Origin of the sequence: Caballeronia sordidicola, assembly GCF_000729995.1 — a bacterium.
GTDB classification, from domain to species: Bacteria; Pseudomonadota; Gammaproteobacteria; order Burkholderiales; family Burkholderiaceae; genus Caballeronia; species Caballeronia sordidicola_A.
In genome coordinates this window covers 105,298-127,899 of sequence record NZ_JNFG01000011.1, presented here as the reverse complement: position 1 = coordinate 127,899, position 22,602 = coordinate 105,298, and the positions used below count along the sequence as shown (strand labels likewise).

Here is a 22,602-nt window from a genome sequence, read left to right as displayed (position 1 = left end):
TGTTGGGCCGGCATGACCCGCCGCGGGCCATGCCGATCCGGACATACGGTCACGCGGTGTCAAGCGACGAACTGGCACTGCGATGCCGGCGTGCGGGTGTCCATGTTGCGGCCGCGGTTCATGTGGTCGTCGACTTCCGCTGCACAGCCAAGCATGCGCGGGTATAGGAAGATCGTAAAGGCCGCCGTCTCCAGCGCCGCGCCTGAATACTCGCCGTTACGGTAGGGCTGCCACAGCATCTTCAGCAGCAACGCTGCAATCACCGCATCGACATTGACGCAATAAACATTGCGCGACACGCCTGCGTCGAACAAGGTCTGCACCAGCGTGCCGTAGAACTCGTGGAAGACGTTATATTCCTGACGCTCGACCATGAGGTCGCGAATGAAGACCTCGCGCGGATCGTGGTTGACGGGCTTGTCCTTGAACACGGGGTGATTGACGCCGGGAATCTTCTGGATATCCAGGCTGCCGGTGTTCTTCTTGTTCGATTTGTAGCGTGCATAGGCTTCGACATATTTCAGGGCCAGCGCCTTCAGGTCCACGCCATGATCCGGGTTGCCCGGATCGACCAGCCCCGAGTCCCTGAACTGCTCGATCAGGAACGCAATGCCCTCGTAGCCGTTGCCGCCATGGGTGTAACCGGTGTGGGTCAGGAAGCCGATCAGACCTTTGTTGAGTTGCACGCGTTCGGGGTCCTCGGGGCCATCGGCGGAGACCGCGCCTTTGGCGCCCTGGGCCGAGATCGTGCCGGGTCCGTTTGACAACAGCAGCCCCACGAGCACCTGGAATGCGAACAAGTCGGCCGGCTGCGGCGTGAGGCCGAGCAGCGCGACGAAGGCCACCTCGCTGATCGGCCGCTGCTGCAGGATCTCGGCCGTTGCGATGCCGCAAAAACTGCCGGGCTGGTGCTGGTCTGCTTGCACCGAGGCGCCGATCAGCGCGCCGAACAGGCGCATCCACCATGGCAGGCTCTCGGCGGTCAGGCGCGAGACGCGCTTGCGCATCAACGGACCCCAGGCGAGGGTGGTCGTGATTGCGGCGAGCACGGCGTCGGCTGTGGGGTGGCCCGGCAATGTCTCCAGGTAATGCACGAACACTGATTTGGCGCCGCGTGCGTGCAGGCCCGCGAGCATTGCTTGTGCGTGGGCGTTGGGTTCTGTGCTGACAAATAAACCGGGGTCGTCGATGGCGATCGCGCTGGTATCAAAGCTTTCGTCCAGTGCGTCGCTCATGCCGGCCGCCGCGAAAGCGTCGATCAGAACCCGCGCTATCTGCCGCGCCTGACCCTGGCAGCGCGGCCCGAGAATGCTGGCGGCAGCGGCCAGCACGGTGTTGGGTGCGTTGCCGGCTTCGCGCGCGGCCTGTGCTGCGGCCAGCGCCGGATGACCGTGCAGGTTGAGGCCCGCACCTATCGCGACATTGATCAGGCGCCGGTCGTTCTCGCCGCCGGGTTCGTGCAGCAGCGCCAGGCTGACGTTGGCCTCCAGCGGGTACTGGGCGGCGTCGAGCATCGACACACCATACAGGCTGGTGACCTGGGTCTTCGCGTCCATCTGCGAGGCGCCTGAGGCGTCCTTCATCGTCTGGCGCGGCGATACTGCTCCGATCTGCTGGTTCAGCGCCGCGACCTGTTCGTTGTAGGGGGCGGTGGCTTCGACCACGGGCAGGTCGAGATCGGCCGGCAGGTCCAGCCCATGGCTCGCGCCGAACCAGGGTTTGAGTGCGAGATTGCCCTCGGACGCGAAGTCGGGGCGGCAGGCGTTCTCGCCCATCACCGCAGTCAGTGCAGCCGGGATGTGGGCGATATTAGTCACGAGCGCACCCTTGGCCGAGAACACGGGATTCTCCGGCGTGAAGATGCCGTCCACGCCGAATTTGTCCATGAACCAGCCTTCCTTGCTGAGCGCGTCGTCGGCGCCACCGGCCATGGCGCCGGCATGCCCGACCGAGCGGGTCAGCTGGGACTTCCAGCGCCCGACCACGCAAGCGACCACGGGCTTGGTGAAGGTCGCGTCGAGCTCGTAGTAGCCGCCGGGTTCGACGTAGAGCACAGCAGCTTTACTACGGGCGTCGTTTGACAGGGCGAACGCAAACTCGGGCGCCGCGAAGTGGACATAGACATCCTTGCCGCTGGAGATGGAAGTGGTAGTGCCCCAGCCGGCCATGCGCAGATAGGTTGCAATCGTGGTAGTGAAATTCCCTGAGTTGGAGAAGATCGCGATGGATCCTTTACGCAGCGCTTCCTCCGGATGGTCCCCACCCAGTGCACCGCCGATACGAACCTGATTCCACGCATCGGCTACACCCAGGCTGTTGCCACCGAAGATGTCGATGCCATTGGCCTGACCCATCGCGCGGATCTCGCGCGAGTCGTGCACGGCGAGCTTCTCGGTGACGATGAAGATCTTCTTCAACTCCGGATTAACCCGGATCAGTTCAGCCACACCATCACGCGCCGCTGCCGGCGGCAGGTAGATCACGCCGCAGTTGAAGCGATGGCCGGCGTTGATGCCTTCAAGTACGTTGTTGTAAACGGGCACTGCGCCAAGCGCCGTTTCCAGCACCTGGCCTCGTTTGCCCGGGGCCGTGCCGAACACGACGTTGCCGCCTGAATACACATGACCGACCGGCGTCACGTCGCTCGACTCGCCGCCAAGGATGTTGAGCACGCAGACCCGATCTTCGCGCGTGGCCACGTGGGCCAGCGAACTGGTACCGACGAAATACTTGAAATCGCCTACACCTTGCTTGTACATGACACTCTCCTTATGCGAGGGGCTAAGCTTCAGGCTGCCTGGCTGGACGCTATGCCGAGCCGGGCCGCTACCTGCTCGCGGCCGCCGGACTTCATCCATGCATCGACTTTCTTCGCGTGCAGCACGACCTCGCTCATGTCCGAGTCGAAACCGAAGAATCGATAGGGCAGTCCGAGTGCATCGAGCGTGTCGCGCATCGCGCCCATGCCGCGCACCAAGTTCGGGCCGCCGCGGCCGATCACCACGTACAGCGGCGTGGCGCCGTGCCGGCTGAAGTGCTCGCGCAGCGCATCGGCCATCGCACGGAAGGTCTCGAAGATGTCGGTGTTGTTCGACTTGCCGCCGATGATGAACAGCACGTTGCTCTGCTTGATCCAGTGTTTGAAGCAGATACGTGCTACCTCTTTCATCTTTTCGTAAGGCGGGTTGCCGCCGAAATCCGAGGAGATGATGGCGTCGTCGCCGAGCATCTGGGTGACGAGTGAATTGGCGCCGCCGCCGAAGGTCGGCGCGAGGATGGTGCCGCCCGCGTTGATCACATAGACGTCGCTTTGGCCCTGGTATGTGCGCAGTTGATTGATCTCTTGCTCGAAGTCGGAGTAGTCGACCGCGAACAGGCTTGCGGGCAAATTCAGCCGCCGCCAGCGCGGATCGTCGCGGTCGAAGCCGCATTTGAAATCGCAGGCCACGGGTGTCATGCGCCCCTTCTTGTCCACGCGCATGCGGATAGGGTTCAACTCGAGCGTGGACATGCCGTAGTCGTGATACAGCTCCCACAGCTTGGGCAGATGCTGCACCAACGGCGAGATGATCTGCTTGGGCGCGCCTAGCGCGGACAGCGCGTTGGCGACCACAAAAGCCTTCAACCCGGTGAGCGGGTCAAAAGGTATTTGCGCGACCTGGCTCCTGTCGAGCTCTTCGATGTCCATGCCGCCGTGATGGGTGAGCGTCATCGTCGGCGCGCGGTAATGCGTCGAGTCAGTGATCGAAAAGTAGACTTCGTGCTCGGCGGGCACGCCGGCTTCGAAGGTCACGCCGTTGGCCTTGGCCACCGTGTGTCCGACCCGGTGCTCGACAAAGTACAAACGTTCCTTTTCTTTCAGCGCGGTCTTCAGGTCGGTCGCCTTGCCGATCAGGCCGGCCTTGCCCTTCTTGCCAACGCCGCCCTTGAACACGGGCTTGATGAAGATCAGGCCATGTCTGTCGATCAGCGCCTTGATCTCTTCCTCGCTGGCGTCGGGTCCCAATACCTCGGTAGTGGGGAAATCGACGAACTGGAGCATCTTGGCTCCGTGCAGCATACCGGTGACTTGCATGGTGAGCCCCTTTCAGAAAGGCATTGCGGTGTCTTCTAGGCGTGATGGTGCGAGTCCGGCCGGCGATGCCCTCGTGAGTGGCAGCGTCAGGTGTGGTGTTCCTTTGAATCCGGCCGTGGCCGCGCTTGTCAGCCGATGCATGCGAGAAGTGGTCGACGCCGATGTCGCCGCCGTTAGCGAGTCTGGCGCGTACGCACGCTCGCGCTGTGACGGGTCCGCTGGACGGTTGCCAAGATCGGGGGGGAGCTGAATGCAGTTATGCGCCTGAACCGGAGTTAGGGCATGCAAGAACTCAGCGGTCTCGAGCGGATCGAGGTCGGCGTTGGCGTTCATCGTGTCTCCTCTTGTTGTTTCGCGACCGTGGCCGGCGCGCAACATTGTGGTTTCATCATTGCAATGGCTATGCCAACCGGCATGGCGATGAAACCAGAGGGTCAAGTCGTTGATTTAATTAAAGGAGCGACAGGAAATGCGGGGATGCGCAAACGAAATGCCGGAATAGCCGCACAGACGTCGTATGGGTTTCCGTGCGTGCTTATTGGGGTAATCGCGGAGTAATCGAGGGGTAGTCGCTGATCTTGTTGGATCTGATCAATAGCTGAGGCGCGCCCCAGCCAGGGCGCCGTTGTGTCTGAAGTGTGTCTCGGTTGATTCGGCCGGCAAGGTCGTCAAGCCCGTCACGATGGTGCCGGGCCGATGATCATCTGCGGCGACGTCGGCCCGGAGAAGACAGCGAATATTCTTTCTCAAACGGCTCGTCCAAGCGCGTCTCTACAGGCCCCAGATAATGTCTGCATCCTCTTTTCGAGCTTCACGAAGCATGCCCAAAAAAGGATACGCGCGCTGTGCGAGTCCTGCACTGCGCTCATGTACACCCGTTTGTGTTCCGTAGTGCATCTCATCGTGTGCATCAGACGTTCTCTGGTCTTCCGCGATGGCGTTTTCCATCCGGCCAATGACATTTGATAACTCATCGCGTGCGATAACTCCACGCGGGCTAAGTCGTTTGCCAACAATACCAAGAAGGTAAGTTGCGAGGTCGGCAAGCATCAACACGTCGGGTGATGCTCGCGATTTGAATGTGATCAACATGGCAGACCACCTCCTGTTCACTGAAGCCCTTCGCGTGAAATAACGCGACATCAATATTATATCACGATGTGATATAGAATGAATCGGACCAGGAGGTATTAGTCACGCGGAAGCGGCATTACACACCGCATGGCGCCATCGACGAAAAGCCGAGTTTCCTACGCCGGAAATAGTCCCGTCGACAGATACCGGTCACCGCGATCGCACACTACAAAGACAATCGTCGCATTTTCAACCTGACGGGCGATCCGTAAAGCGACTTCGCACGCGCCCGCTGCCGAGACGCCGCAAAAGATGCCTTCTTCGGCAGCCAGGCGTTGCACCATGGCTTCTGACGCCGCCTGACTGACGGTCTCGATCCGATCTATGCGGCTTCGCTCGAAAATCCTTGGCGTATGCGATTCCGGCCACCTACGGATGCCGGGAATGCGCGAACCATCCTCCGGCTGCACGCCGACAATTTCCACGCTCCCGCTCTGTTCCTTCAGAAAGCGCGATACACCCATGATTGTGCCGGTGGTCCCCATCGCGGAGACGAAATGGGTAATGCGTCCCGCCGTGTCACGCCAGATCTCGGGTCCGGTGGTCTCGTAGTGAGCCAACGGATTGTCGGGATTGGCGAACTGGTCGAGGATCACGCCCTGGCCCTCCTGTTGCATTTTTTCGGCCAGATCGCGAGCGTATTCCATACCACCGGTTGCCGGCGTCAGGATTATTTGCGCGCCGAAGGCCGCCATGCTCTGGCGGCGTTCTACCGAGATATCTTCCGGCGTGATCAGGACCATCCTGTAGCCACGGATTGCCGCCACCATCGCGAGCGCGATCCCGGTATTGCCGCTCGTGGATTCGATCAACGTGTCGCCCGGCTTGATGTGCCCACGGGCTTCCGCGTGCTTGATCATCGACAGCGCAGGCCGGTCCTTCACCGAGCCCGCGGGGTTGTGTCCCTCGAGCTTGCCGAGGATCACGGTGCCCCGCTTGACTGTGCCGTCATCAGGGATGCGCTGGAGCTGGACCAGCGGCGTGTTGCCGATGGTGTCTTCGATCGTTTTGTAAGACATGACGTTTTCCAATCGGTCGACGCGATGAGCCGCCAGGCGTCGGACGCTACAGCCTTGGGAGCGGCCTACGGGCGCTCGCGGGTTGCTTAGTCTTTATGCCTGGGCACCGGTGAAAACCGCTTTTTCAAATGGTGCAGGGGAGAGCGCCGGAACATCTCGCGATGTTCCTCTTCCTCGAAGAAAGCGAGCGACGGTTTCACCAGATCGCTACGGCTTATCAAGCCCACGAGATGACGCGACTGCGGATCAGAGACCACGGGCAAGCGCTCGAGCCCATGCACGGCCAACCGGTTGGACGCGATCCGGCAGGTTTCGCCGGGCAACGCCATGATGGGTGTGTTTGCGCCGAACAGGTTGCTCATGACCTGGATGGCTGGATTGCCGGTTCGCGCGATAAATCCGTCACGCTCGATCATCCCTACCAGGGCGCCGTCTCGCGTCACCGGAAACGCGCGATGGATTTGCTTCTCACCAAAGTATTTTGCGAGCACCTCGGCGACCGGCATATCCGCATCGATCGTCTCGACCTTGCGCGTCATCACCTCTTCGACGAAATGGCGTTCAAGAGGATCGATGCCGTATTCCCGATAGATGTGATAACCGCGGCGCGCGATCTTCTCGGTCAGGATGGAGCGCCGCATCAGCAGCACCGTGAATCCGTACGCAACAGCCGACGCCATGAGGAGAGGCAGCAGCACGTTGGCGTCATGGGTAAGTTCGAACGCGAACACGGTTGCCATGATCGGTGCGCGCATCATTCCGCCGAGCGTCGCCGCCATGAATACCAGCGGCCATACTGCGGGTTCCCCGCCAGGCAGGAACGGTCCGAAGATGGTTCCCATGGCCGCGCCCATCATCAGCAGCGGCGCGAGTACGCCTCCGGATGTGCCGGAACCGAGGGCGATGACCCACATGATCGCCTTCACCAGTATCAGACCGGCCACGACGCTGATCGCAAGATGGTTATGCAGCAGATCACCGATGACGTCATAGCCCACGCCGAGCGCACGCGGCTCAAAATATCCGCCGATGCCGACCGCAATGCCGCCCAGCGCCGGCCACCACATCCAGTGAATCGGCAATTTGCCGAAGAGGTCCTCGACCTTGTATAAGGCCGATGACAAACCCCAGGACATGGCGCCCGCCACGAGTCCCGCGACCACGCATGAAATGAGGCCGAGCGGACCCAGTGGGAGGGTTTGCAACGGGAACAGGGCGCCGCTGCCGATCAGAAGGGGCCGCGTGAACCCAGCCACCGCGCACGCCACCGCAACGGGCAGCAGGCTACGCGGGCGCAGTTCGAACAGCAGCAACTCGACCGCGAGCAGGACCGCCGCGACAGGTGTACCGAACACCGCCGTCATCCCGGCTACGGCACCGGCGACGAGCAGCGTCTTGCGTTCACCGGCGGTCAGGTGGAAATACTGTGCGATCAGCGACCCGATGGCGCCACCCGTCATGATGATTGGCCCTTCCGCACCGAACGGGCCGCCGCTGCCGATGGCTATTGCGGAGGACAGGGGCTTGAGCACCGCGACCTTCGGCGACATCTTGCTCTTGCCGAACAGGATGGCTTCGATCGCTTCAGGAATGCCGTGTCCGCGGATGGCTTCGCTGCCATAGCGCGCGATCAGTCCGATCACCAGGCCACCGATCACGGGAATTACGATCACCCAAAGACCGAGGGTATTTCCCGCGGGCGAGTGATTCTCAAACGACAGGGACTGGAAGAAGAAAAGGTTGGTGAAGAAATTGATCAGGTGGAGCAGGACATAGGCCGTGACCGTGCTCAACGCGCCGATTACTACCGCAATGGCCGTGATGCGCGGCAGATGAGCATTCGCTGCAAAATCACCTCGTGAAGCGTTTTCGTGCACATTAACTCCTGAACAATTCGGATTTGTTTATTGCATCCGCATGCATCGATCTAAAGATCGACCTGCGGAACGCGGAAGGTCCCCGCGAGCGACTTCAGTTCTGCCCGATGCAATTCGGCTAGCCGCGAGAGGATTTTTTCTCCGGGTTTCAGCAGATGAACCTCGACCTGGCGGCGATCAGTTTCGCTAGGCTTTCTCTTGACCAGATCCAACGCTTCACACCGCGACACGAGCGCAACTACGCCATGGTGATGTGCCTGAAGACGCTCAGCGAGTTCGCCCACCGTTGCCCAATCGCGGTCCGGATACCCCTTGATATGCAACAACAGCAAATACTGCAGCGGCGTAATGCCTTCATCCTGAGCGGCTTGCTCGGAGAACCGCTCGAATCGCCGCATCTGGTAGCGGAACTCGGACAGCTGTTCAAAGTTTTCTTTGCTGAGTGTGCGGGAAGCTTCTTTCATGGGGGGAAAAGTCCTGTCACGAACCTACATTTAAATTATATCACATGGTGATATATATGGAAGAGTCCTGCATGCGCAGGACCGGGAAGCTTGGTGTGACGCGCACTTGGGCTGATGGAACTGTAAAGAGCACAGACGACCGGTCAAGCGCGCGAGAGCCCGGTGCAACGCTAGACGAGGAAGTCCCATCGCTGCGACCAGTCGGCGTCCTCCTTCACTACTTGTCGCAAGATGGTCAGCGCCGCTTGCAAGCCGGTTCTGCTCGACGATCGCGGATAGACCACGTACACGGGATAGGAGAACTCAGGTGCCTCGACGATTCGTTCGAGGACGCCATGATCGAGGTAAGACTTGACGACGCGGGTTCTGAAATAGCCCGAGCCTCCAAACTGAAGGATGTATTGCAGAGCCAGCGGGCCGAGGTTGAAATACAGCGACGACTTCGCGTGCTCGGGCAGCGATATGTCGTGCTGTCGCCTGTATTCGGGACCCCAGTCGACGTAGACATACGGTCCCGCTTTTTGTGATGTCCGGATCAGCACCAGCTTTTCCTCCACTATCTCCTCGACCTGAATGCCCGCGACATACTCCGGTCCGTATACGAGCGCCGCATCGAGTACGCCACCGCGCACTTTTTGCTGGAGCACAGCACCGTCTCCCAACTCCGCGCGCACTGCATGGGTAGATAGATCCTGGCGCAACCGGGCGGCCCAATGCAGCACGAGTGGATTCGCGAGACTCGCGTCCGCACCGAACGTGAACATGTCGTCGTAGCCGCTTGGCAATGGCAGATCGCGGCACGCCGCCTCCCACGTCTGGACGAGCTGGCTGGCGTAGCCGAGAAATTTTTCACCATCTGTGGTGAGCCGCGCGCCCGCTTTGTTGCGTTCGAACAGGCGGCACTTCAGTTGCGCTTCGAGGTTTTTGATTCGTGCGGTCACCGCGGTCTGGGTGACGTGCAGGTGTGCGGCTGCCGAGACCAGACTTCCCGATCTGACCACCTGAAGAAACGTGCGCGCGAGTTCGACGTCCATGGGGCCTGCATGCAAATAGTTTGATTTGAAAGGGCGGGAGTTCTGCACCGTGGATCAACTGCAACCATCAGCCACCTGCCTGACTATCGCTTCAAGCGCTTTTTATATTCAAAATTATTGCATGTAAACAGCAATATATTTAACTTGTTGCCATGCGATACGGATGCTTAAATGAAATCGGATTGAGATATTTTCGATGTCGCGCCCATGAAGGCCCGACAGATGCTGAAGAGATCCAACAACGAACGATCAAGCGAAGGAGTCGAAAATGGGCATCGCACTATGGATAGCCGGCACAATCGCCTTGATGGCGGCAGGAGCCGGCGTGACGTTCGTGTTGGCGTCGCTGATTCCGCAGGACGTGCTGCAGCACGCGCAGGCCAATGGACGATTTGCAGGACTAAGCGCCGACAGCCATGACGAAATTACCGGTAAGCCAGTCAAGGCGGCGGCGTCGAGATTGGCCCACCTGCGTAGTCAGGCCGGATAGCAGTAAGCCGTGCCGGCGGCTGTGTCCCCAAGTGCCAGCTTCGCGTTTCTCGCCTCGGCTAGGTGTGCGTTTGCCGGTAGAGGCCCAGTATCAGGTCGGCCTGCGTGATCATGCCGGCGAGTTTTTCCTGCGTATCGAGCACCGGAATATGGTGGTGGCCATAGGCGGCGAATAGTGGCACGAGCTTGGCAATCGATGTCGTGGCGCTGACTGTGGACACGTGGGTCGTCATGATGGACGCGACCGTGAGTGCTGAACCGGGCCCGGCGAACCATCTGTCGATCAATGTCGCCAACACCCTGAGCTTTCCGGCCGCCATGTTTCTCGCGACGTCGGCCTGAGTGACGATGCCGACCACGAACGCGCGGTCATCAATGACAGGAAGCGCTTTGATGCCATGACGCTTGAGCATGGCGGCGGCAGTGGTAATCGTCGTGCCGGATGCGATCGAAACGACGGGGCTGGACATGATGTCCGCGCAGCTCAGTCCGCTGAAACTGCGCGCATACGATTGCAGCTGTATTTCCAGCAGCAGCGATTCGAGATCCGATGGGTCGATGTCCAGCAATTCGTTGCGACGGCCGAGCACCGCCTCGAGGTCTTCTCGTGTGAAGCCAGGACTGGCCGCCGGCGCACGGACGCCGGTCTCCTTCGCTGAGCGCGCTGCATGAGGATAGCGATGCCCTGTCGACGCGTGGAACACGATCGCGACCGCCAGCAGTGCAAACGACTGCGCTGCTATTGGCGCAATGACAAATCCGAATCCGAGCGCATGCACGGCTGGCCCGCCGAGCACGGCAGTGAGCGCGACCGCGCCCGAGGGAGGATGCACGCACCTGAACGCGAACATCGCACCAATCGACAGTGCCACTGCAATCGGCGCGGCGTCGATCGGGTTCGTGATCCAGGTTGCACACGCCACGCCGATAATCGCGGAAACGATATTGCCGCCGACGATCGACCAGGGTTGCGCGAGAGGGCTCGCGGGCACAGCGAACAGCAGCACTGCGGAGGCCCCCATTGGCGCAACCAGCAGAGGGATGAACGCGTTGTCGCCCAGGAAAACGTGCATCACCCCTGCGGTGAAGGATATGCCGAGCAGGGCGCCGAGACAGGACCTGAATCGTTCGGGCCACGCAAGTGCGACGGGTGAAGGGGAGAAGCTGAGAAGCCAACGTGCGAGAGCGGATCGGACCATAAGCTTGGAAGATAGTGTGAGCGACCTTATGTCGGGCGTCCTCACCGTCAGGCAGTGTCTCCTGCCAAACATAGTGTAAAAAAGTATGTGATTATGACATATATCAAGGTGTTCGTCGGAGCGGCTTCGGGCCGTCATGGCAGCTCGGTTGTGAGTCAGGCCATCGTGTAAATTGTCGTTTTATATATCACAAAGTGATATAAACTTAGAGCAAGGAACTGCTAAGGGTGCGTGCCTGCAACGAGCTTACCGGCGCTTACACGGAACCACGCTGGACGGACGGCCTTCGGCTGGATCCCCGCCGGACTTTCCGTAAAGGAAACGATGATGTCCCCGTTCAATCGGTTTCTGCTGTGTTACGACGCAACGCCGGAGGGCAGGACCGCGTTACGCTGCGGTGCAATGCTTGCGAAGCAACTGCATGCCGAGACTCACCTGCTTTCTATTCCCGACTGCTCGTATTGGACGCGCGGGTTCGATGTCTTGTCCGCGATCAGCTTCGACCTCGACGAACAGGTTGCCCGCGAGATTCTCCAGGAGGGCGTGGACAAGCTCCGGGAGTGGGACGTCGACGCAACGGGCCATTTTGCGACTGGCAATCCCGTTGATCAGATTCCGCGCCTCGCCAATTCTTTGAAGGTGGACTTGATTGTCATCGGGCATCACCCTGAAGGATTTTTTGCGCGCTGGTGGACCGGGGAAAACCATGCGTTGCTGCTGGACCGCGTGTCGTGCGGGGTTCTCTTCGAGGTGGCCTGAAGGGAGTGTTGACTCCATTGGTCGATGATCAGGCATGCTTCGTTGGGATTAGTAGATTCCCTAATCGCCTCAAGTTTGACCAATTCGTGCCGTTAGTACTCTCACGTATCGGAGCATCCAAGTTTCCACTGTAATGGCTTCAATTCACTTATTGGGGCGCCGTCGGCATTTGGGGCCGGTGCGAGAGAGACCAAAAACAATAACCAGATTCACTCAGATTCACTTTAAGGCACCCTCGGGTGCCTTTTTTTTGTGTGCGCCCGGCAGGGCGCACTTGCTTGAAGGTGAAAGTCCTTTACTCGCCCGGCAACGGGAAAAGATAGGTTGGCTCGATCGCCGGCTGGCCGCTTCCGCACTGGCAGTACTACCCTCCTTTCGCGGGGCTCCGGTCCCTCCAAAAAATCCGGGCTTATCCTCCATGTGTACGGTTTCGGCCAGGCCGGTTGGCGACGACACTACGTTGACCGATCGATAGCAGTCCCTCGCCAAGACAATGCTGAAGCCAGAACGAAGTTTATAAACACCCTTCAAGATTGCTTTTATCGGTCGAGTTTTGTGACGGCGTTACATGGCACTTAATAAATATTCCTAATCGTGTGTGACACCGGCGACTACCTCTCAATCAAACCGGGGAAACAGCCTGCGAACTGGCTTTCAGGCGCGGGAAACTCTTTCTGGAGATAACATGAAATCGTCGATCTATGTAGTTCTCGCGGCCTCGTTCCTGGCTGCTCCCATCGCTTCGTTTGCTCAGCAGAGCGGATCGATCACTCGCGAGCAAGTGCGCGCCGAACTCGTCCAGCTTCAACAGGCCGGCTATGACGCAAACGCCAGCGATACGACCTATCCCGCTAACTTGCAAGCAGCGTTGGCGCGCGTGTCTGCGCAAAACCAGGCACAAGCGCAAATGCAGGCGGCTCCGCAAAACAGCGAATACGGTACGTCGTCCAGCGGTACCTCGGAAGCAGGCCGGGCACAAGTCCCTGTCGATATGCAATCAATTTACAAGGGGCAGTAGGACATCCGGCTGTTATCAGATGTTGGGGCCTGTCCAGCAGCGTGACTATGCGCTGCAGGACATGGAGGATCAAGCCGGCTTGACACGGCTGATCCGTCATATTTGGGCTGGTCCGTTCAGGGTAAAGATGCCGGGGCTTGCCGCAGCTTCACCCTGACCGCCGGCGACAGCACTGCTCGCCGGAGCCCGCGGATTCACAGCGCCGAACTCACGGGACGGTTGCTTGCCCCTTCTTCGACGCACGCTTTTGCGCAAGGGGAAGAATAGCCTTCAGGAAATCCGCTTCCGAGTAGGAGCGTGGCGGGCAATCCCGGCTACTGCATATGACCGGAATGCCTGCCACATAGCCGGCATGCTTGAATAAATCGTTTTGCCTGACCTTCTTCGATATGTACAGCGGACGCCTCGGTTGTCCGGGCGTGCCAAACAGGTTTGCAGTCGGCACGTCCGCACTCGTTCCACTCGTTCATCGACGCCGGCGGCCCCGAGGCAGGGCCGCCGGCATCTCGCGGTGGATCGGTCAGTTTCCCTTCAGGGCCTTCATCTGCTCTTCCAGCTGAGCCAGGGTCAAGCCGCCAAGAGTCGTTTTCTTAGTCGTGAACCATGTGGAGTCAGCAATGGCGTAGGCTTCGTCGACGTACTTCGCGAAGAAGGCCCACGTCATGGTGTAGTAGCTGCCCCACGATATGAGGTGCGCGCCTGAGTTGTCGTATCCGGCCAGCACGACGGCATGGCCGCCGACGATCGCCTGATTGCTGTTCTCCACGTCCCACACCTTTGGCGGCACCGCGGGCGGTGCGGGAACGATGTATTGCGGCACATTGAACCCAATGTAGGCGACACCGCAGTCGACGATGGCGCGCTTCACGTCGTCCACGTTACGCGGATCCACCTCGACGAAAGCGGTGATCTTTTTTGGGGTTTCGCTATTGCCCATTGGCGCCCCGGTCCTGAGCAAATAGGTAAGCAGATGCTGCTCGTTGCCACCCGGGCCCTCGCCACCTTCCTTCGGGTTGTAGCCGCAGCCGAGAACATAGAGTTCTTCGACATCCTTGTCGGGCTCCGTGTCGATCTTCGACGCGGCGTTGAAGCTCCACACTTGCAACGCGTGATAGAACGCAGCGCACGTGCAGTCCCCGAGCGTGTCATTGAGCATCATGCCGAGGTTCGCCGGCATGCCTTTCGTGTAGTCGATTGCCGCCGGTGGTGGCGCAGGTGTCTGCCCGGCGAGCAGCGCGCTCATGTGGGGTATCCGGGGATCGTAGGTGCGATGCTGGCGGCCAAGCTTATAAGCATTCATTTGACTTCTCCTCAGGTTGAAGCGCTCCCATCATTCGCCACGATCAGGCGTTGCTGATGACCGCCCAGGTGGCGATGACGCTCGCGGCGGTCGTCAGGCCGCCGTATTTTGCATAGATCAATGCGGCCTGCTGTGAGGCCGAGTGAATGTTGTTATCAGGGTTGGGAATTTGTGGATCCGACGCGTTGCGGATTGAATACCACGAGATATGCGGCGCTGATTGCAGCGCATCGGCAACCATCGCATCGCCCATGTCACACGCGCGCCCGAGTCCCTGCAACTTGTAGTGGTTCGTCGAGTCGTCAAAAGCAAAAAAGTCGGTAGTGACGACGGCATCCGCGCTTGACGAGAAAATGTCTGGCACAGCTAGCGCGCCCGGGATGCGCGCGGCATTGACGCTCATGAGCGCAGGTGTCATGGCCTTCAGCGCACCCGACGAAACGGCACTGGCTTTGTATTGCCTATTGGCGAAAGGTTTTTCGCGGAATTGCGTCTGGCAGTCGAACCGGACCGTGCCGGCGATCACGACGTCGCCAAGATGCACATCCGCGCCGATACCTCCGCCGGTACCTGTGGTCACGAAAATCCGGGGCGCCACGGCCGTCGCGATCTCGCCCATTAGCCGCTGGACCGGCGTAGCGGGTCCGTCGTAGTCCAGATGAAGCCCGGACTTGAAAAGCAGTACGCGTTTGGTGCCGATGGTGCAGGGGAAGTAGAGGCCGAGACTGTGATAGTAGCGAGCCATGTCCGGCTCGCTACTTTTGAAGGGCGCTTTCGCACCGGTGACGAGCGGAATGTAGGTATCGATTTGATGACGATATTCGTACCACGCCGACACCGGATATCCCGGTGTGAACAGCGCAGCGAGCGCGGACGCTTCAGCCGCGGTCCATGTCACGACGACGGCGTCGTAGCCGTGAAAGCGCGACAGGTCGTCGGTTTCAGCGGGCGCGGCGCCGAGCGGCGCCGGTTTCGGAGCCGTGCCGCTCGGCCATGGAACGGCGCCCGGCAAGGCCGCCTCGGCGGACACGAGTTCAAGCCCGGTGCCGGCCATGCGAAAGCGGCTCTGCACGCGGGCGGGATCGAAGTTTAGGATGACGTCGTCGACGTCGATTGCACCTGTCATGATCGAGTTTCCCTGAGTCCAAAACAACCAACCGGCGGGCGGTTGTGTTGTTTTTAATATCCGGACTCGGAAGTCGCTTAACAGTTGAACGTTTGCGCGTCCGGACGCAAATTTTCCTGCCTGAGTATGCTTCTTCGCAAGAGAAAATCGGTCGCGAAAAGGCATCAACGGCAACTTGAGGATACGTCAGTAATCCAAATGATCGTAAGGCAGAATTAGCCGGAAATGAGGCCGAGCACACATAGTTCTTGAGGGACGGATCTTGCAAAAGCGCTCGCAAATCGAGCCGCGATAAAGTGTGTCAAGCGCATGAAGCCCAACAAATAATCGCGCTTTATTTTGTATACGGATGAACCGGTGTGAGTCGATTTTCCGCTCTATCGTGATAGTGGTTCGACGCCACGTGTTCGTCATTTTTCGCCTTGCTCTTCGCTTTCTGATTCTTGTCGAAACGGCTTGGCAACCCGCTGTCATGAATAGCAAATCGATAGGAACATAAGCGAATTGAAGGCTTTCTGAATGACTGTTTTGCACCGCAAATCACGCTGGTGAATTGCCATGTTCTGCACTAACCTTGGTGTGTGGAAACACCCCTTGCAGCGGGTCGTTGCATGGGTCCCATCATGGCGAGGCCGGGTCGGTCGCAACGCTATTGGAAGTCAAATTGGTCACGTCGCCCAGGCAGTGAGGGGTGCCGTGACGGGCGCGCTTTAAAACCATTGTGCATCGTATTAGGAGGGATCATGGACAACGGCCACAATCCAAAGCTGCGTTTTGGCATGTCCCTTGAGCAGGCAAGGCAGTCGTCGGGCCACTCGGGCATTGCGGACGCACCGGCACTCCCGGTCGTGAACTACGCGCTGGTGGGCAAGCAAGCACCGGGCTTGCTGTCCGCACCAGCGGGCGCATTGCCCAGGGCGTCGGCGGTGGTGATCACGTGGGCTGAAGCAGAATGGGCAGCACTGCAACACGTTTTCTGCGCGGGCGGCACCACCATGCCCTACAGCGACAGGTCGCGGGGCACGTGGGCGGACTGGCAGCAATATTCAAAGAATATGCCTTCAGGCGCGGCTTCGAGCTGGACCTACTGGGGCGAATACAGGCTGGTCGAAGTCAGCGGAAAGAATGTGTTGCTGTTCAAATCGAATACGCATCTGGACTGGCCAGGTGCAGCGTATTTGATAGACCTGATCAAACTGATGATCACGCAGGTGCAGCCGGCCGTCATCTTGTCTATCGGGACGGCGGGAGGCGCGAAGACGGGGGACCACATCGGTACTGTGCGCGCCGTCAGCGCGGGGACGTTATTCGAGGCTGGCCAACCATCGCAGAACTGGCCGGTGTACGAGTGTGCATGGAAGGCGAACGATTCGACCCTTGCCAATGCGAACTTCAAGCAACTTCTGTTTCCGGTGCCGACGAAGACCAGCGATCTCCAGGCATTGGCGTCGCAGTTCAGCCAGCAGTACGGTACCCACTACACGCTCGCGCAGCTCGATCCCAATGGATTGAACCTTGGCGACCCAACGCCGCAAATCGACGATCAAACCGGTGGTAGCGCGTCCTTGCTGACCACATCGACGTTCGTCGTGGGAACAACAGCGGGGACCTATCAAGCCTTTACGTCGATCGAGATGGACGACGCGGTTATCGGCGAGGCATGCAAGGGGACCGCCACGCAGTTCGGGTTTGTCAGGAACGTGTCCGATCCTGTTCAGAACGCTGCGCTGCCTGCGAAGGCCCAGGGCAATTGGGGCAGTGCGGTGTACGACGCGTACGGCTTTTACACGAGCTATAACGGTGCACTGGCAGCATGGGCGATGCTGGCGTGAGCTGGCTCGGCAAAGTGAGTCGCAATGCCGCCGAACCCTGATGGTTGCAAGGAAGTCCGGCGGACATTTTTTGGGTAGCATCCAGAGCAGATCAATCACCCGGAAACTCACTGTTCCACTGGTGTAGAAAAACGCCAAAGAGAAGCTGTGCATCACCATGGCGAATGCTGCTTTCTCACCCATCCCATCCCTTCTAAACCACCCCAAGCAACTCCTTCAATTGCGCGGTTCTCGACCGGCTTACCGGAACCTGCGTATGATCCGCGTCGTCCATCACAAGGTTGACGCTCTCGTCCGACTTGACCAGCTCGAGTGCGTACGGAAGGCTCACGATATGACTGCGGTGCACGCGCAAATAGATGCTGTCGTCGAGTCGCAGCTCCAGATCCGCTAGCGAAAGATTGGAAAGATACCGGTCGTCCCGGGTGACAATGGTCGTGTAGTGGCCGTCGCCCTGAAAGCGGACGATGTCCTTGAGATCGATCAGGATGACGCGGTTCTTCCGGTAGACGGGAATCTTGAACAACCGGCGCGGCAATGCAGCATGTCCGCCGGACTGCTGCCCGGATGGTTCGGTCGTGAGATCGGTGACATCGTAGAAAATCATGCAGGTGCCGCAGGCTCCCTGGGCGCCCGTCATTTTCGACACCTTGATCATCAGGATCCGGTCGGGGATATTGATCATCATCGCCACCGGTGGCGGCGACTTGATCGGGCAGCCGCCCGCGTCCTTCGATTGCAGCAGGAAGCGCAGCTTGTCGCGGCTCTTCTCCGGATGCAACTGCACCACGTCGATGCCGAACAATTTGTCCTGACTGACCCCCAGGGATTGCTCGCCGGCCGGCCCGAGAATCTGCAGCGCGACGTCGTTAAAGGCCGTCACGTGCCCTTGCTCGTCGAGCCAGACCATCCCCGGATTGAACTGCTCCAGCTTGTGCTGGAAGGTCTCGTTTCGACGATGCTCCGACGCCGGCGGCCCAGCGTGTTCAAGCGGTTTCATCCAAGGCCTCCTGCCCTGAAAAAGCGATCATCGCTCTCCGGCGATGGTTCTTTGTTGTATGTCTTTTCCGAAATTCGTGCAAGTTTTCGCGCCGTTCGCGCAGGTAAACCCGCCATTCAGGAAATCCTCCTGAACTGTTGCGCTGCGTCGTGAAATCGTAATTTTTCAGGGCGGATCGGCAAAGCGCCGCACCTGACGGGCTCACCCGGCGCGTTTCGGGTTTCATGCCCGTTTTCCGTTAATTGGCGCAAGCGAACTGCCGTTCGGGAAATCGCGTTGAATGGTGGCGCCCGAATGTGAAATGCTGATTGGAGGTTGATGCAATAACGCTTCAGCTACGCGTTAGTTCGCCGGCGGATGAAACCCGAAGGAGACCACTGTGATCCCCCGTCCATTTGACTATCACGTTCCACGTTCCTTGCCGGAGGCCATCGCGCTGCTGGGCGAGCACGGCGACACCGCGAAGCTGCTTGCAGGCGGCCACAGCCTGTTGCCGATGATGAAGCTGCGCATGGCCGAACCCGGTCATCTGATCGACCTCGGCAAGCTGGCGGAACTCAAGGGTATCCGGGAGGCGGGCAGCGAAATTCGTATCGGCGCGATGACTACCGAGAACGAACTGATCTGGTCCGAACTGCTGCAAACAAAATGCCCGTTGATCGTGGAAGGCGCGCGCCAGATCTCGGATCCGCAGGTCCGCTACCGGGGCACGCTGGGTGGCGATATTTCTCACGGCGATCCCGGCAACGATCACCCCGCGCTGATGCTGGCGCTCGATGCATCGTTCGTGCTGGTGGGCGAAAGCGGCGAACGTGTCGTGGCCGCCGGCGAGTTCTTTCTCGGCACTTATATGACGCTGCTCGAACCCGGCGAGATCCTGACCGAGATTCGCATACCCGTGCCCGCAGCAGGAAGCGGCTATTGCTACGCGAAGCTGAAGCGCAAGACGGGTGATTTCGCGACCGCGGCCGCGGCCGTGACGCTGCGCATGAACGGCGGCGTAGTAGCCGATGTGCGCATTGCTCTGACGAATGTCGCGGACACTGCCTTCCGGGCGAGCGTTGCGGAGCAGTCGCTGCGCGGCAATCCTTTCGATGAACAAACGGTAGCCGAAGCTGCGCGCCAGGTCATGGCCGCCTGCGCGCCGGTTGCGGATCTGCGTGGCGACGTTGAATACAAGACGGCGATGGCGGGCGAAATGACGCGGCGCGCGCTTGCCACCGCGTTTTCGCGCGCGGTTCACTGAGTATGGTTCATTAAGCATGGTTCATTGAGCGGCGGGGTTTCTCGGAGACAAACACATGAACAAGAAAGTCATGGTGTCGTTCACGCTGAACGGCAAGGAGACCGATGTGGTGGTCGAAGCGCGCGAATTGCTGATTCACACGCTGCGCGAAAAGTGCCTGCATACCGGGCCGCATATCGGTTGCGAGACATCGCATTGCGGTGCATGTACGGTCGATTTCGACGGCATGTCGGTCAAGTCATGCACGATGCTGACGGTGCAGGCCGAAGGCGCGCAGGTGTTGACCGTGGAGGGTCTTGCGCCGGGCGGTGAACTGCACGCGTTACAGGAAGGGTTCATGCAGGAGCATGGCCTGCAATGCGGTTTCTGTACGCCGGGCATGCTGATGCGTGCCTATCGCCTGTTGCAGGAGAACCCCGACCCGAGCGAGGAGGAAATCCGTTACTGGATGGCGGGCAACCTGTGCCGATGCACGGGTTATCAGAACATCGTGAAGGCCGTGCAATATGCCGCGCGCAAGCTACGCGGCGAAACGGTCGAGACCTCGCATCCGCTGATGCCGGCGCACGCGCACTGACACCAGGAGAACCGTGATGGGAAATATCGACTCCAATTTCGACCGTCTCGCCGCGCTGGAAGGCATGGGCTGCTCGCGCAAACGCCGCGAGGACCCGCGGTTCATCCAGGGGAAGGGCACGTACGTCGACGACATCAAGATGCCGGGCATGTTATTCGGAATAATGGTTCGTAGTCCCTACGCTCATGCGCGAATCAAGAGCATCGACAAGTCGCGTGCGCTCGCTCATCCAGGCGTGTACGCGGTGCTGACCGCCGACGACCTGAAGCCGCTCAAGCTCCACTGGATGCCGACACTCGCGGGCGACGTGCAGGCCGTGCTCGCCGATGAAAAGGTCTGCTTCCAGAATCAGGAAGTGGCGTTCGTCGTGGCCGACGATCGTTATGTCGCCGCCGACGCGGCGGAACTGGTGGAAGTCGAGTACGAAGAACTGCCGGCGGTGGTCGATCCGTTCGCCGCCCTCGCGCCTGATGCCCCGGTGATCCGCGAGGACATCCGCGACAAGCAGACCGGCGCACACGGTGCGCGCACGCATCCAAATCATATCTTTACGTGGAACATTGGCGACAAGGACAAGACTGATCGTGTGTTCGATAACGCGGACGTCACCGTCGTGCAGGACATGCTGTATCCGCGCGTGCATCCGTGTCCGCTTGAAACCTGCGGTTGCGTGGCTTCCTTCGATAAGGCGCGAGGCGACCTGACGGTCTACATCACGTCTCAGGCGCCGCACGTGGTACGCACGGTGGTGGGCTTGCTGTCGTCCATTCCCGAGTCGAAGATCCGCATCATCTCGCCGGACATTGGCGGCGGTTTTGGTAACAAGGTAGGTGTGTATCCGGGCTATGTCACCGCGATCGTTGCTTCAATCGTGCTTGGGAGGCCCGTCAAGTGGATCGAATCGCGCATCGAGAACCTGAGCTCGACGGCTTTCGCTCGCGACTATCACATGACCGGCGAACTGGCCGCAGATAACGACGGCCGGATCAAGGCGCTGCGGGTACATGTCACGGCGGATCACGGTGCGTTCGACGCCTGCGCCGATCCCACCAAATGGCCCGCGGGCATGTTCCATGTCTGCACGGGGTCCTATGCCATCCCCAATGCATTTGTATCGGTCGATGGGGTATATACGAACAAGTTTCCCGGCGGTGTTGCTTACCGATGTTCGTTCAGGGTGACGGAGGCGGTCTATCTGATCGAGCGGATGGTCGACGTGCTGGCGCAGAAACTCGGCATCGACAAGGCCGAAATACGCTTGCGCAATTTCATCCACAAGGAGCAGTTTCCGTACACCACGCCGCTCGGACTTGAATACGACTCGGGCGACTATGAGCCGGCGCTCAAGAAGGTGCTCGCGGCTGTCGACTACCCGGCGTTGCGCGCCGAGCAGACCGCGCGGCGTGCCGATCCGAACGCCGAGTGGCTGATGGGTATCGGCCTTGTGAACTTCACCGAGATCGTGGGGGCGGGGCCGTCGAAGATGTGCGACATCCTGGGCGTCGGCATGTTCGATTCCTGCGAGATACGGGTGCATCCCGACGGGTCGGCCATTGCGCGCATGGGCACGATCACGCAAGGGCAGGGGCATCAGACGACCTATGCTCAGATCATCGCTTCAGAGGCTGGTATTCCCGCGTCGGTGATCACGGTGGAGGAGGGCGATACCTCCACCGCGCCCTACGGACTCGGCACCTATGGTTCGCGTTCCACCCCAGTAGCGGGCGCCGCAATCGCGCGGGCATCGCGCAAGATTCGCGAGAAGGCCCGGCAGATTGCCGCGCACTTGCTGGAAGCCAGTCCGAACGACGTCGAGTTTGATCTCGACCGTTTCGTACTGAAGGGCTCGCCCGACCAGTTCAAGACCATCAAGGAAGTGGCCTGGGCCGCTTACAACAACGTTCCCAATGGCATGGAGATGGGGCTCGAGGCCGTCGACTATTACGACCCGCCCAACTTCACGTTTCCGTTCGGTGCGTATGTCTGCGTGCTCGACGTGAATCGGTATACAGGGGAAACGCGTGTGCGCCGCTTCTATGCACTCGACGATTGCGGCACGCGGATCAATCCGATGATCATCGAAGGGCAGATCCACGGCGGCTTGACGGAAGGGTTCGCCGTTGCGATGGGCCAGGAAATGCCCTACGACGAAGCGGGGAATCTGCTGGGCGCGACGTTGCTGGATTACTTCATACCGACCTCGGTCGAGACGCCCCACTGGGAAACCGATTTCACCGTCACGCCGTCGCCGCATCATCCGATTGGCGCGAAGGGCGTGGCTGAATCGCCGCACGTTGGATCGATTCCGTGCTTTACGTCGGCCATGGTCGATGCGTTCGCGCACCTGGGCGTGACGCATATGAACATGCCGCACAACGCGTATCGCGTGTGGCAGCAGTGCCACTCGTTGGGGCTGACGAGGCAGTAGCGGCTTGCCCGGGAACGAACCTGAA

21 protein-coding genes are annotated in these 22,602 nt (G+C 59.8%); 8 read left to right on the top strand and 13 right to left on the bottom strand.

Annotation, left to right across the window (positions count from 1 at the left end; genetic code table 11):
* Positions 1–59: 59 nt before the first annotated feature.
* Both FH08_RS0112365 and FH08_RS0112360 read right to left on the bottom strand, forming a co-directional pair.
* Entirely contained in the window at positions 60–2,759 is a 2,700-nt protein-coding gene (locus FH08_RS0112365) for a CoA-binding protein (protein WP_031358622.1), read from the bottom strand.
* A 29-nt stretch (positions 2,760–2,788) separates the two neighbouring features.
* Positions 2,789–4,075: an ATP citrate lyase citrate-binding domain-containing protein gene (locus FH08_RS0112360; RefSeq protein WP_031358621.1), complete on the bottom strand. Its 1,287-nt coding sequence runs from the start codon at positions 4,073–4,075 to the stop codon at positions 2,789–2,791.
* Between the two features lie 282 nt (positions 4,076–4,357).
* On the opposite strand from FH08_RS0112360, the gene FH08_RS0112355 reads away from it, so the two are divergent.
* Positions 4,358–4,633, top strand: coding sequence for a hypothetical protein (locus FH08_RS0112355; protein ID WP_031358620.1), 276 nt, complete (start codon positions 4,358–4,360; stop codon positions 4,631–4,633).
* A gap of 213 nt (positions 4,634–4,846) precedes the next feature.
* Here the strand turns inward: FH08_RS0112355 and FH08_RS0112350 are convergent, their stop codons facing one another.
* The 5 genes from FH08_RS0112350 to FH08_RS0112330 form a co-directional block, all read right to left on the bottom strand.
* Positions 4,847–5,167, bottom strand: a complete 321-nt coding sequence (locus FH08_RS0112350) for a DUF1840 domain-containing protein (protein WP_031358619.1) — start codon at positions 5,165–5,167, stop codon at positions 4,847–4,849.
* 158 nt (positions 5,168–5,325) lie between these two features.
* Complete coding sequence (gene cysM / locus FH08_RS0112345; protein WP_031358618.1) at positions 5,326–6,228, bottom strand: cysteine synthase CysM; 903 nt, start codon at positions 6,226–6,228, stop codon at positions 5,326–5,328.
* A gap of 86 nt (positions 6,229–6,314) precedes the next feature.
* Positions 6,315–8,105 (bottom strand): chloride channel protein, encoded by a 1,791-nt coding sequence (locus FH08_RS0112340; RefSeq protein ID WP_031358617.1) that lies wholly within the window; start codon positions 8,103–8,105, stop codon positions 6,315–6,317.
* 50 nt (positions 8,106–8,155) lie between these two features.
* Complete coding sequence (locus tag FH08_RS0112335) at positions 8,156–8,569, bottom strand: MarR family winged helix-turn-helix transcriptional regulator (RefSeq protein ID WP_031358616.1); 414 nt, start codon at positions 8,567–8,569, stop codon at positions 8,156–8,158.
* 170 nt (positions 8,570–8,739) lie between these two features.
* Positions 8,740–9,603: a LysR family transcriptional regulator gene (locus FH08_RS0112330; RefSeq protein WP_031358615.1), complete on the bottom strand. Its 864-nt coding sequence runs from the start codon at positions 9,601–9,603 to the stop codon at positions 8,740–8,742.
* A gap of 268 nt (positions 9,604–9,871) precedes the next feature.
* Here FH08_RS0112330 and FH08_RS0112325 point away from each other — a divergent pair, with 268 nt between their 5' ends.
* Positions 9,872–10,093 (top strand): hypothetical protein, encoded by a 222-nt coding sequence (locus FH08_RS0112325; protein WP_031358614.1) that lies wholly within the window; start codon positions 9,872–9,874, stop codon positions 10,091–10,093.
* Between the two features lie 58 nt (positions 10,094–10,151).
* Here FH08_RS0112325 and FH08_RS0112320 read toward each other — a convergent pair whose 3' ends face one another.
* Entirely contained in the window at positions 10,152–11,291 is a 1,140-nt protein-coding gene (locus FH08_RS0112320; protein WP_031358613.1) for an HPP family protein, read from the bottom strand.
* A 327-nt stretch (positions 11,292–11,618) separates the two neighbouring features.
* Between FH08_RS0112320 and FH08_RS0112315 the strand changes: the two genes are divergently transcribed.
* Both FH08_RS0112315 and FH08_RS0112310 read left to right on the top strand, forming a co-directional pair.
* A complete protein-coding gene (locus FH08_RS0112315) occupies positions 11,619–12,050 on the top strand; it encodes a universal stress protein (RefSeq protein ID WP_031358612.1) in 432 nt (143 codons plus the stop codon).
* A 685-nt stretch (positions 12,051–12,735) separates the two neighbouring features.
* The gene (locus FH08_RS0112310; protein ID WP_031358611.1) at positions 12,736–13,068 is read left to right on the top strand and encodes a DUF4148 domain-containing protein; all 333 of its coding nucleotides are present in this window, start codon (positions 12,736–12,738) and stop codon (positions 13,066–13,068) included.
* A 208-nt stretch (positions 13,069–13,276) separates the two neighbouring features.
* Here the strand turns inward: FH08_RS0112310 and FH08_RS51835 are convergent, their stop codons facing one another.
* The 3 genes from FH08_RS51835 to FH08_RS0112300 all read right to left on the bottom strand — a co-directional run bounded on the left by FH08_RS51835 (position 13,277) and on the right by FH08_RS0112300 (position 15,494).
* Positions 13,277–13,513 (bottom strand): hypothetical protein, encoded by a 237-nt coding sequence (locus tag FH08_RS51835; RefSeq protein WP_152602807.1) that lies wholly within the window; start codon positions 13,511–13,513, stop codon positions 13,277–13,279.
* Positions 13,514–13,588: 75 nt separating this feature from the next.
* A complete protein-coding gene (locus tag FH08_RS0112305; RefSeq protein WP_031358610.1) occupies positions 13,589–14,368 on the bottom strand; it encodes a hypothetical protein in 780 nt (259 codons plus the stop codon).
* Between the two features lie 43 nt (positions 14,369–14,411).
* Positions 14,412–15,494 (bottom strand): hypothetical protein, encoded by a 1,083-nt coding sequence (locus FH08_RS0112300; protein WP_031358609.1) that lies wholly within the window; start codon positions 15,492–15,494, stop codon positions 14,412–14,414.
* A gap of 743 nt (positions 15,495–16,237) precedes the next feature.
* Between FH08_RS0112300 and FH08_RS0112295 the strand changes: the two genes are divergently transcribed.
* Entirely contained in the window at positions 16,238–17,326 is a 1,089-nt protein-coding gene (locus FH08_RS0112295; protein WP_031358608.1) for a hypothetical protein, read from the top strand.
* Between the two features lie 193 nt (positions 17,327–17,519).
* On the opposite strand, the gene FH08_RS0112290 is transcribed toward FH08_RS0112295, so the two are convergent.
* Both FH08_RS0112290 and FH08_RS0112285 read right to left on the bottom strand, forming a co-directional pair.
* The gene (locus FH08_RS0112290) at positions 17,520–18,326 is read right to left on the bottom strand and encodes a LytTR family transcriptional regulator DNA-binding domain-containing protein (protein ID WP_031358607.1); all 807 of its coding nucleotides are present in this window, start codon (positions 18,324–18,326) and stop codon (positions 17,520–17,522) included.
* Positions 18,313–18,552, bottom strand: a complete 240-nt coding sequence (locus FH08_RS0112285; protein ID WP_031358606.1) for a hypothetical protein — start codon at positions 18,550–18,552, stop codon at positions 18,313–18,315. The genes FH08_RS0112290 and FH08_RS0112285 overlap by 14 nt, the downstream gene beginning before the upstream one ends.
* 153 nt (positions 18,553–18,705) lie before the next feature.
* On the opposite strand from FH08_RS0112285, the gene FH08_RS0112280 reads away from it, so the two are divergent.
* Genes FH08_RS0112280 through FH08_RS0112270 form a run of 3 tightly spaced genes read left to right on the top strand, consistent with a single transcriptional unit; the run spans position 18,706 to position 22,577 of the window.
* A complete protein-coding gene (locus tag FH08_RS0112280) occupies positions 18,706–19,572 on the top strand; it encodes an FAD binding domain-containing protein (protein WP_031358605.1) in 867 nt (288 codons plus the stop codon).
* A 55-nt stretch (positions 19,573–19,627) separates the two neighbouring features.
* Entirely contained in the window at positions 19,628–20,149 is a 522-nt protein-coding gene (locus FH08_RS0112275) for a (2Fe-2S)-binding protein (protein ID WP_031358604.1), read from the top strand.
* A gap of 16 nt (positions 20,150–20,165) precedes the next feature.
* Positions 20,166–22,577: an aerobic carbon-monoxide dehydrogenase large subunit gene (locus FH08_RS0112270; RefSeq protein WP_031358603.1), complete on the top strand. Its 2,412-nt coding sequence runs from the start codon at positions 20,166–20,168 to the stop codon at positions 22,575–22,577.
* The last annotated feature ends 25 nt before the right edge of the window (positions 22,578–22,602 follow it).

Excerpts from the sequence above, each read along its gene's own strand:
- FH08_RS0112365 (WP_031358622.1), bottom strand. The coding sequence starts at position 2,759 with ATGTACAAGCAAGGTGTAGGCGATTTCAAGTATTTCGTCGGTACCAGT.
- FH08_RS0112360 (WP_031358621.1), bottom strand. The coding sequence starts at position 4,075 with ATGCAAGTCACCGGTATGCTGCACGGAGCCAAGATGCTCCAGTTCGTC.
- FH08_RS0112355 (WP_031358620.1), top strand. The coding sequence starts at position 4,358 with ATGCAAGAACTCAGCGGTCTCGAGCGGATCGAGGTCGGCGTTGGCGTT.
- FH08_RS0112350 (WP_031358619.1), bottom strand. The coding sequence starts at position 5,167 with ATGTTGATCACATTCAAATCGCGAGCATCACCCGACGTGTTGATGCTT.
- cysM (WP_031358618.1), bottom strand. The coding sequence starts at position 6,228 with ATGTCTTACAAAACGATCGAAGACACCATCGGCAACACGCCGCTGGTC.
- FH08_RS0112335 (WP_031358616.1), bottom strand. The coding sequence starts at position 8,569 with ATGAAAGAAGCTTCCCGCACACTCAGCAAAGAAAACTTTGAACAGCTG.
- FH08_RS0112330 (WP_031358615.1), bottom strand. The coding sequence starts at position 9,603 with ATGGACGTCGAACTCGCGCGCACGTTTCTTCAGGTGGTCAGATCGGGA.
- FH08_RS0112325 (WP_031358614.1), top strand. The coding sequence starts at position 9,872 with ATGGGCATCGCACTATGGATAGCCGGCACAATCGCCTTGATGGCGGCA.
- FH08_RS0112320 (WP_031358613.1), bottom strand. The coding sequence starts at position 11,291 with ATGGTCCGATCCGCTCTCGCACGTTGGCTTCTCAGCTTCTCCCCTTCA.
- FH08_RS0112315 (WP_031358612.1), top strand. The coding sequence starts at position 11,619 with ATGTCCCCGTTCAATCGGTTTCTGCTGTGTTACGACGCAACGCCGGAG.
- FH08_RS0112310 (WP_031358611.1), top strand. The coding sequence starts at position 12,736 with ATGAAATCGTCGATCTATGTAGTTCTCGCGGCCTCGTTCCTGGCTGCT.
- FH08_RS0112305 (WP_031358610.1), bottom strand. The coding sequence starts at position 14,368 with ATGAATGCTTATAAGCTTGGCCGCCAGCATCGCACCTACGATCCCCGG.
- FH08_RS0112300 (WP_031358609.1), bottom strand. The coding sequence starts at position 15,494 with ATGACAGGTGCAATCGACGTCGACGACGTCATCCTAAACTTCGATCCC.
- FH08_RS0112295 (WP_031358608.1), top strand. The coding sequence starts at position 16,238 with ATGGACAACGGCCACAATCCAAAGCTGCGTTTTGGCATGTCCCTTGAG.
- FH08_RS0112290 (WP_031358607.1), bottom strand. The coding sequence starts at position 18,326 with ATGAAACCGCTTGAACACGCTGGGCCGCCGGCGTCGGAGCATCGTCGA.
- FH08_RS0112285 (WP_031358606.1), bottom strand. The coding sequence starts at position 18,552 with ATGAAACCCGAAACGCGCCGGGTGAGCCCGTCAGGTGCGGCGCTTTGC.
- FH08_RS0112275 (WP_031358604.1), top strand. The coding sequence starts at position 19,628 with ATGAACAAGAAAGTCATGGTGTCGTTCACGCTGAACGGCAAGGAGACC.
- FH08_RS0112270 (WP_031358603.1), top strand. The coding sequence starts at position 20,166 with ATGGGAAATATCGACTCCAATTTCGACCGTCTCGCCGCGCTGGAAGGC.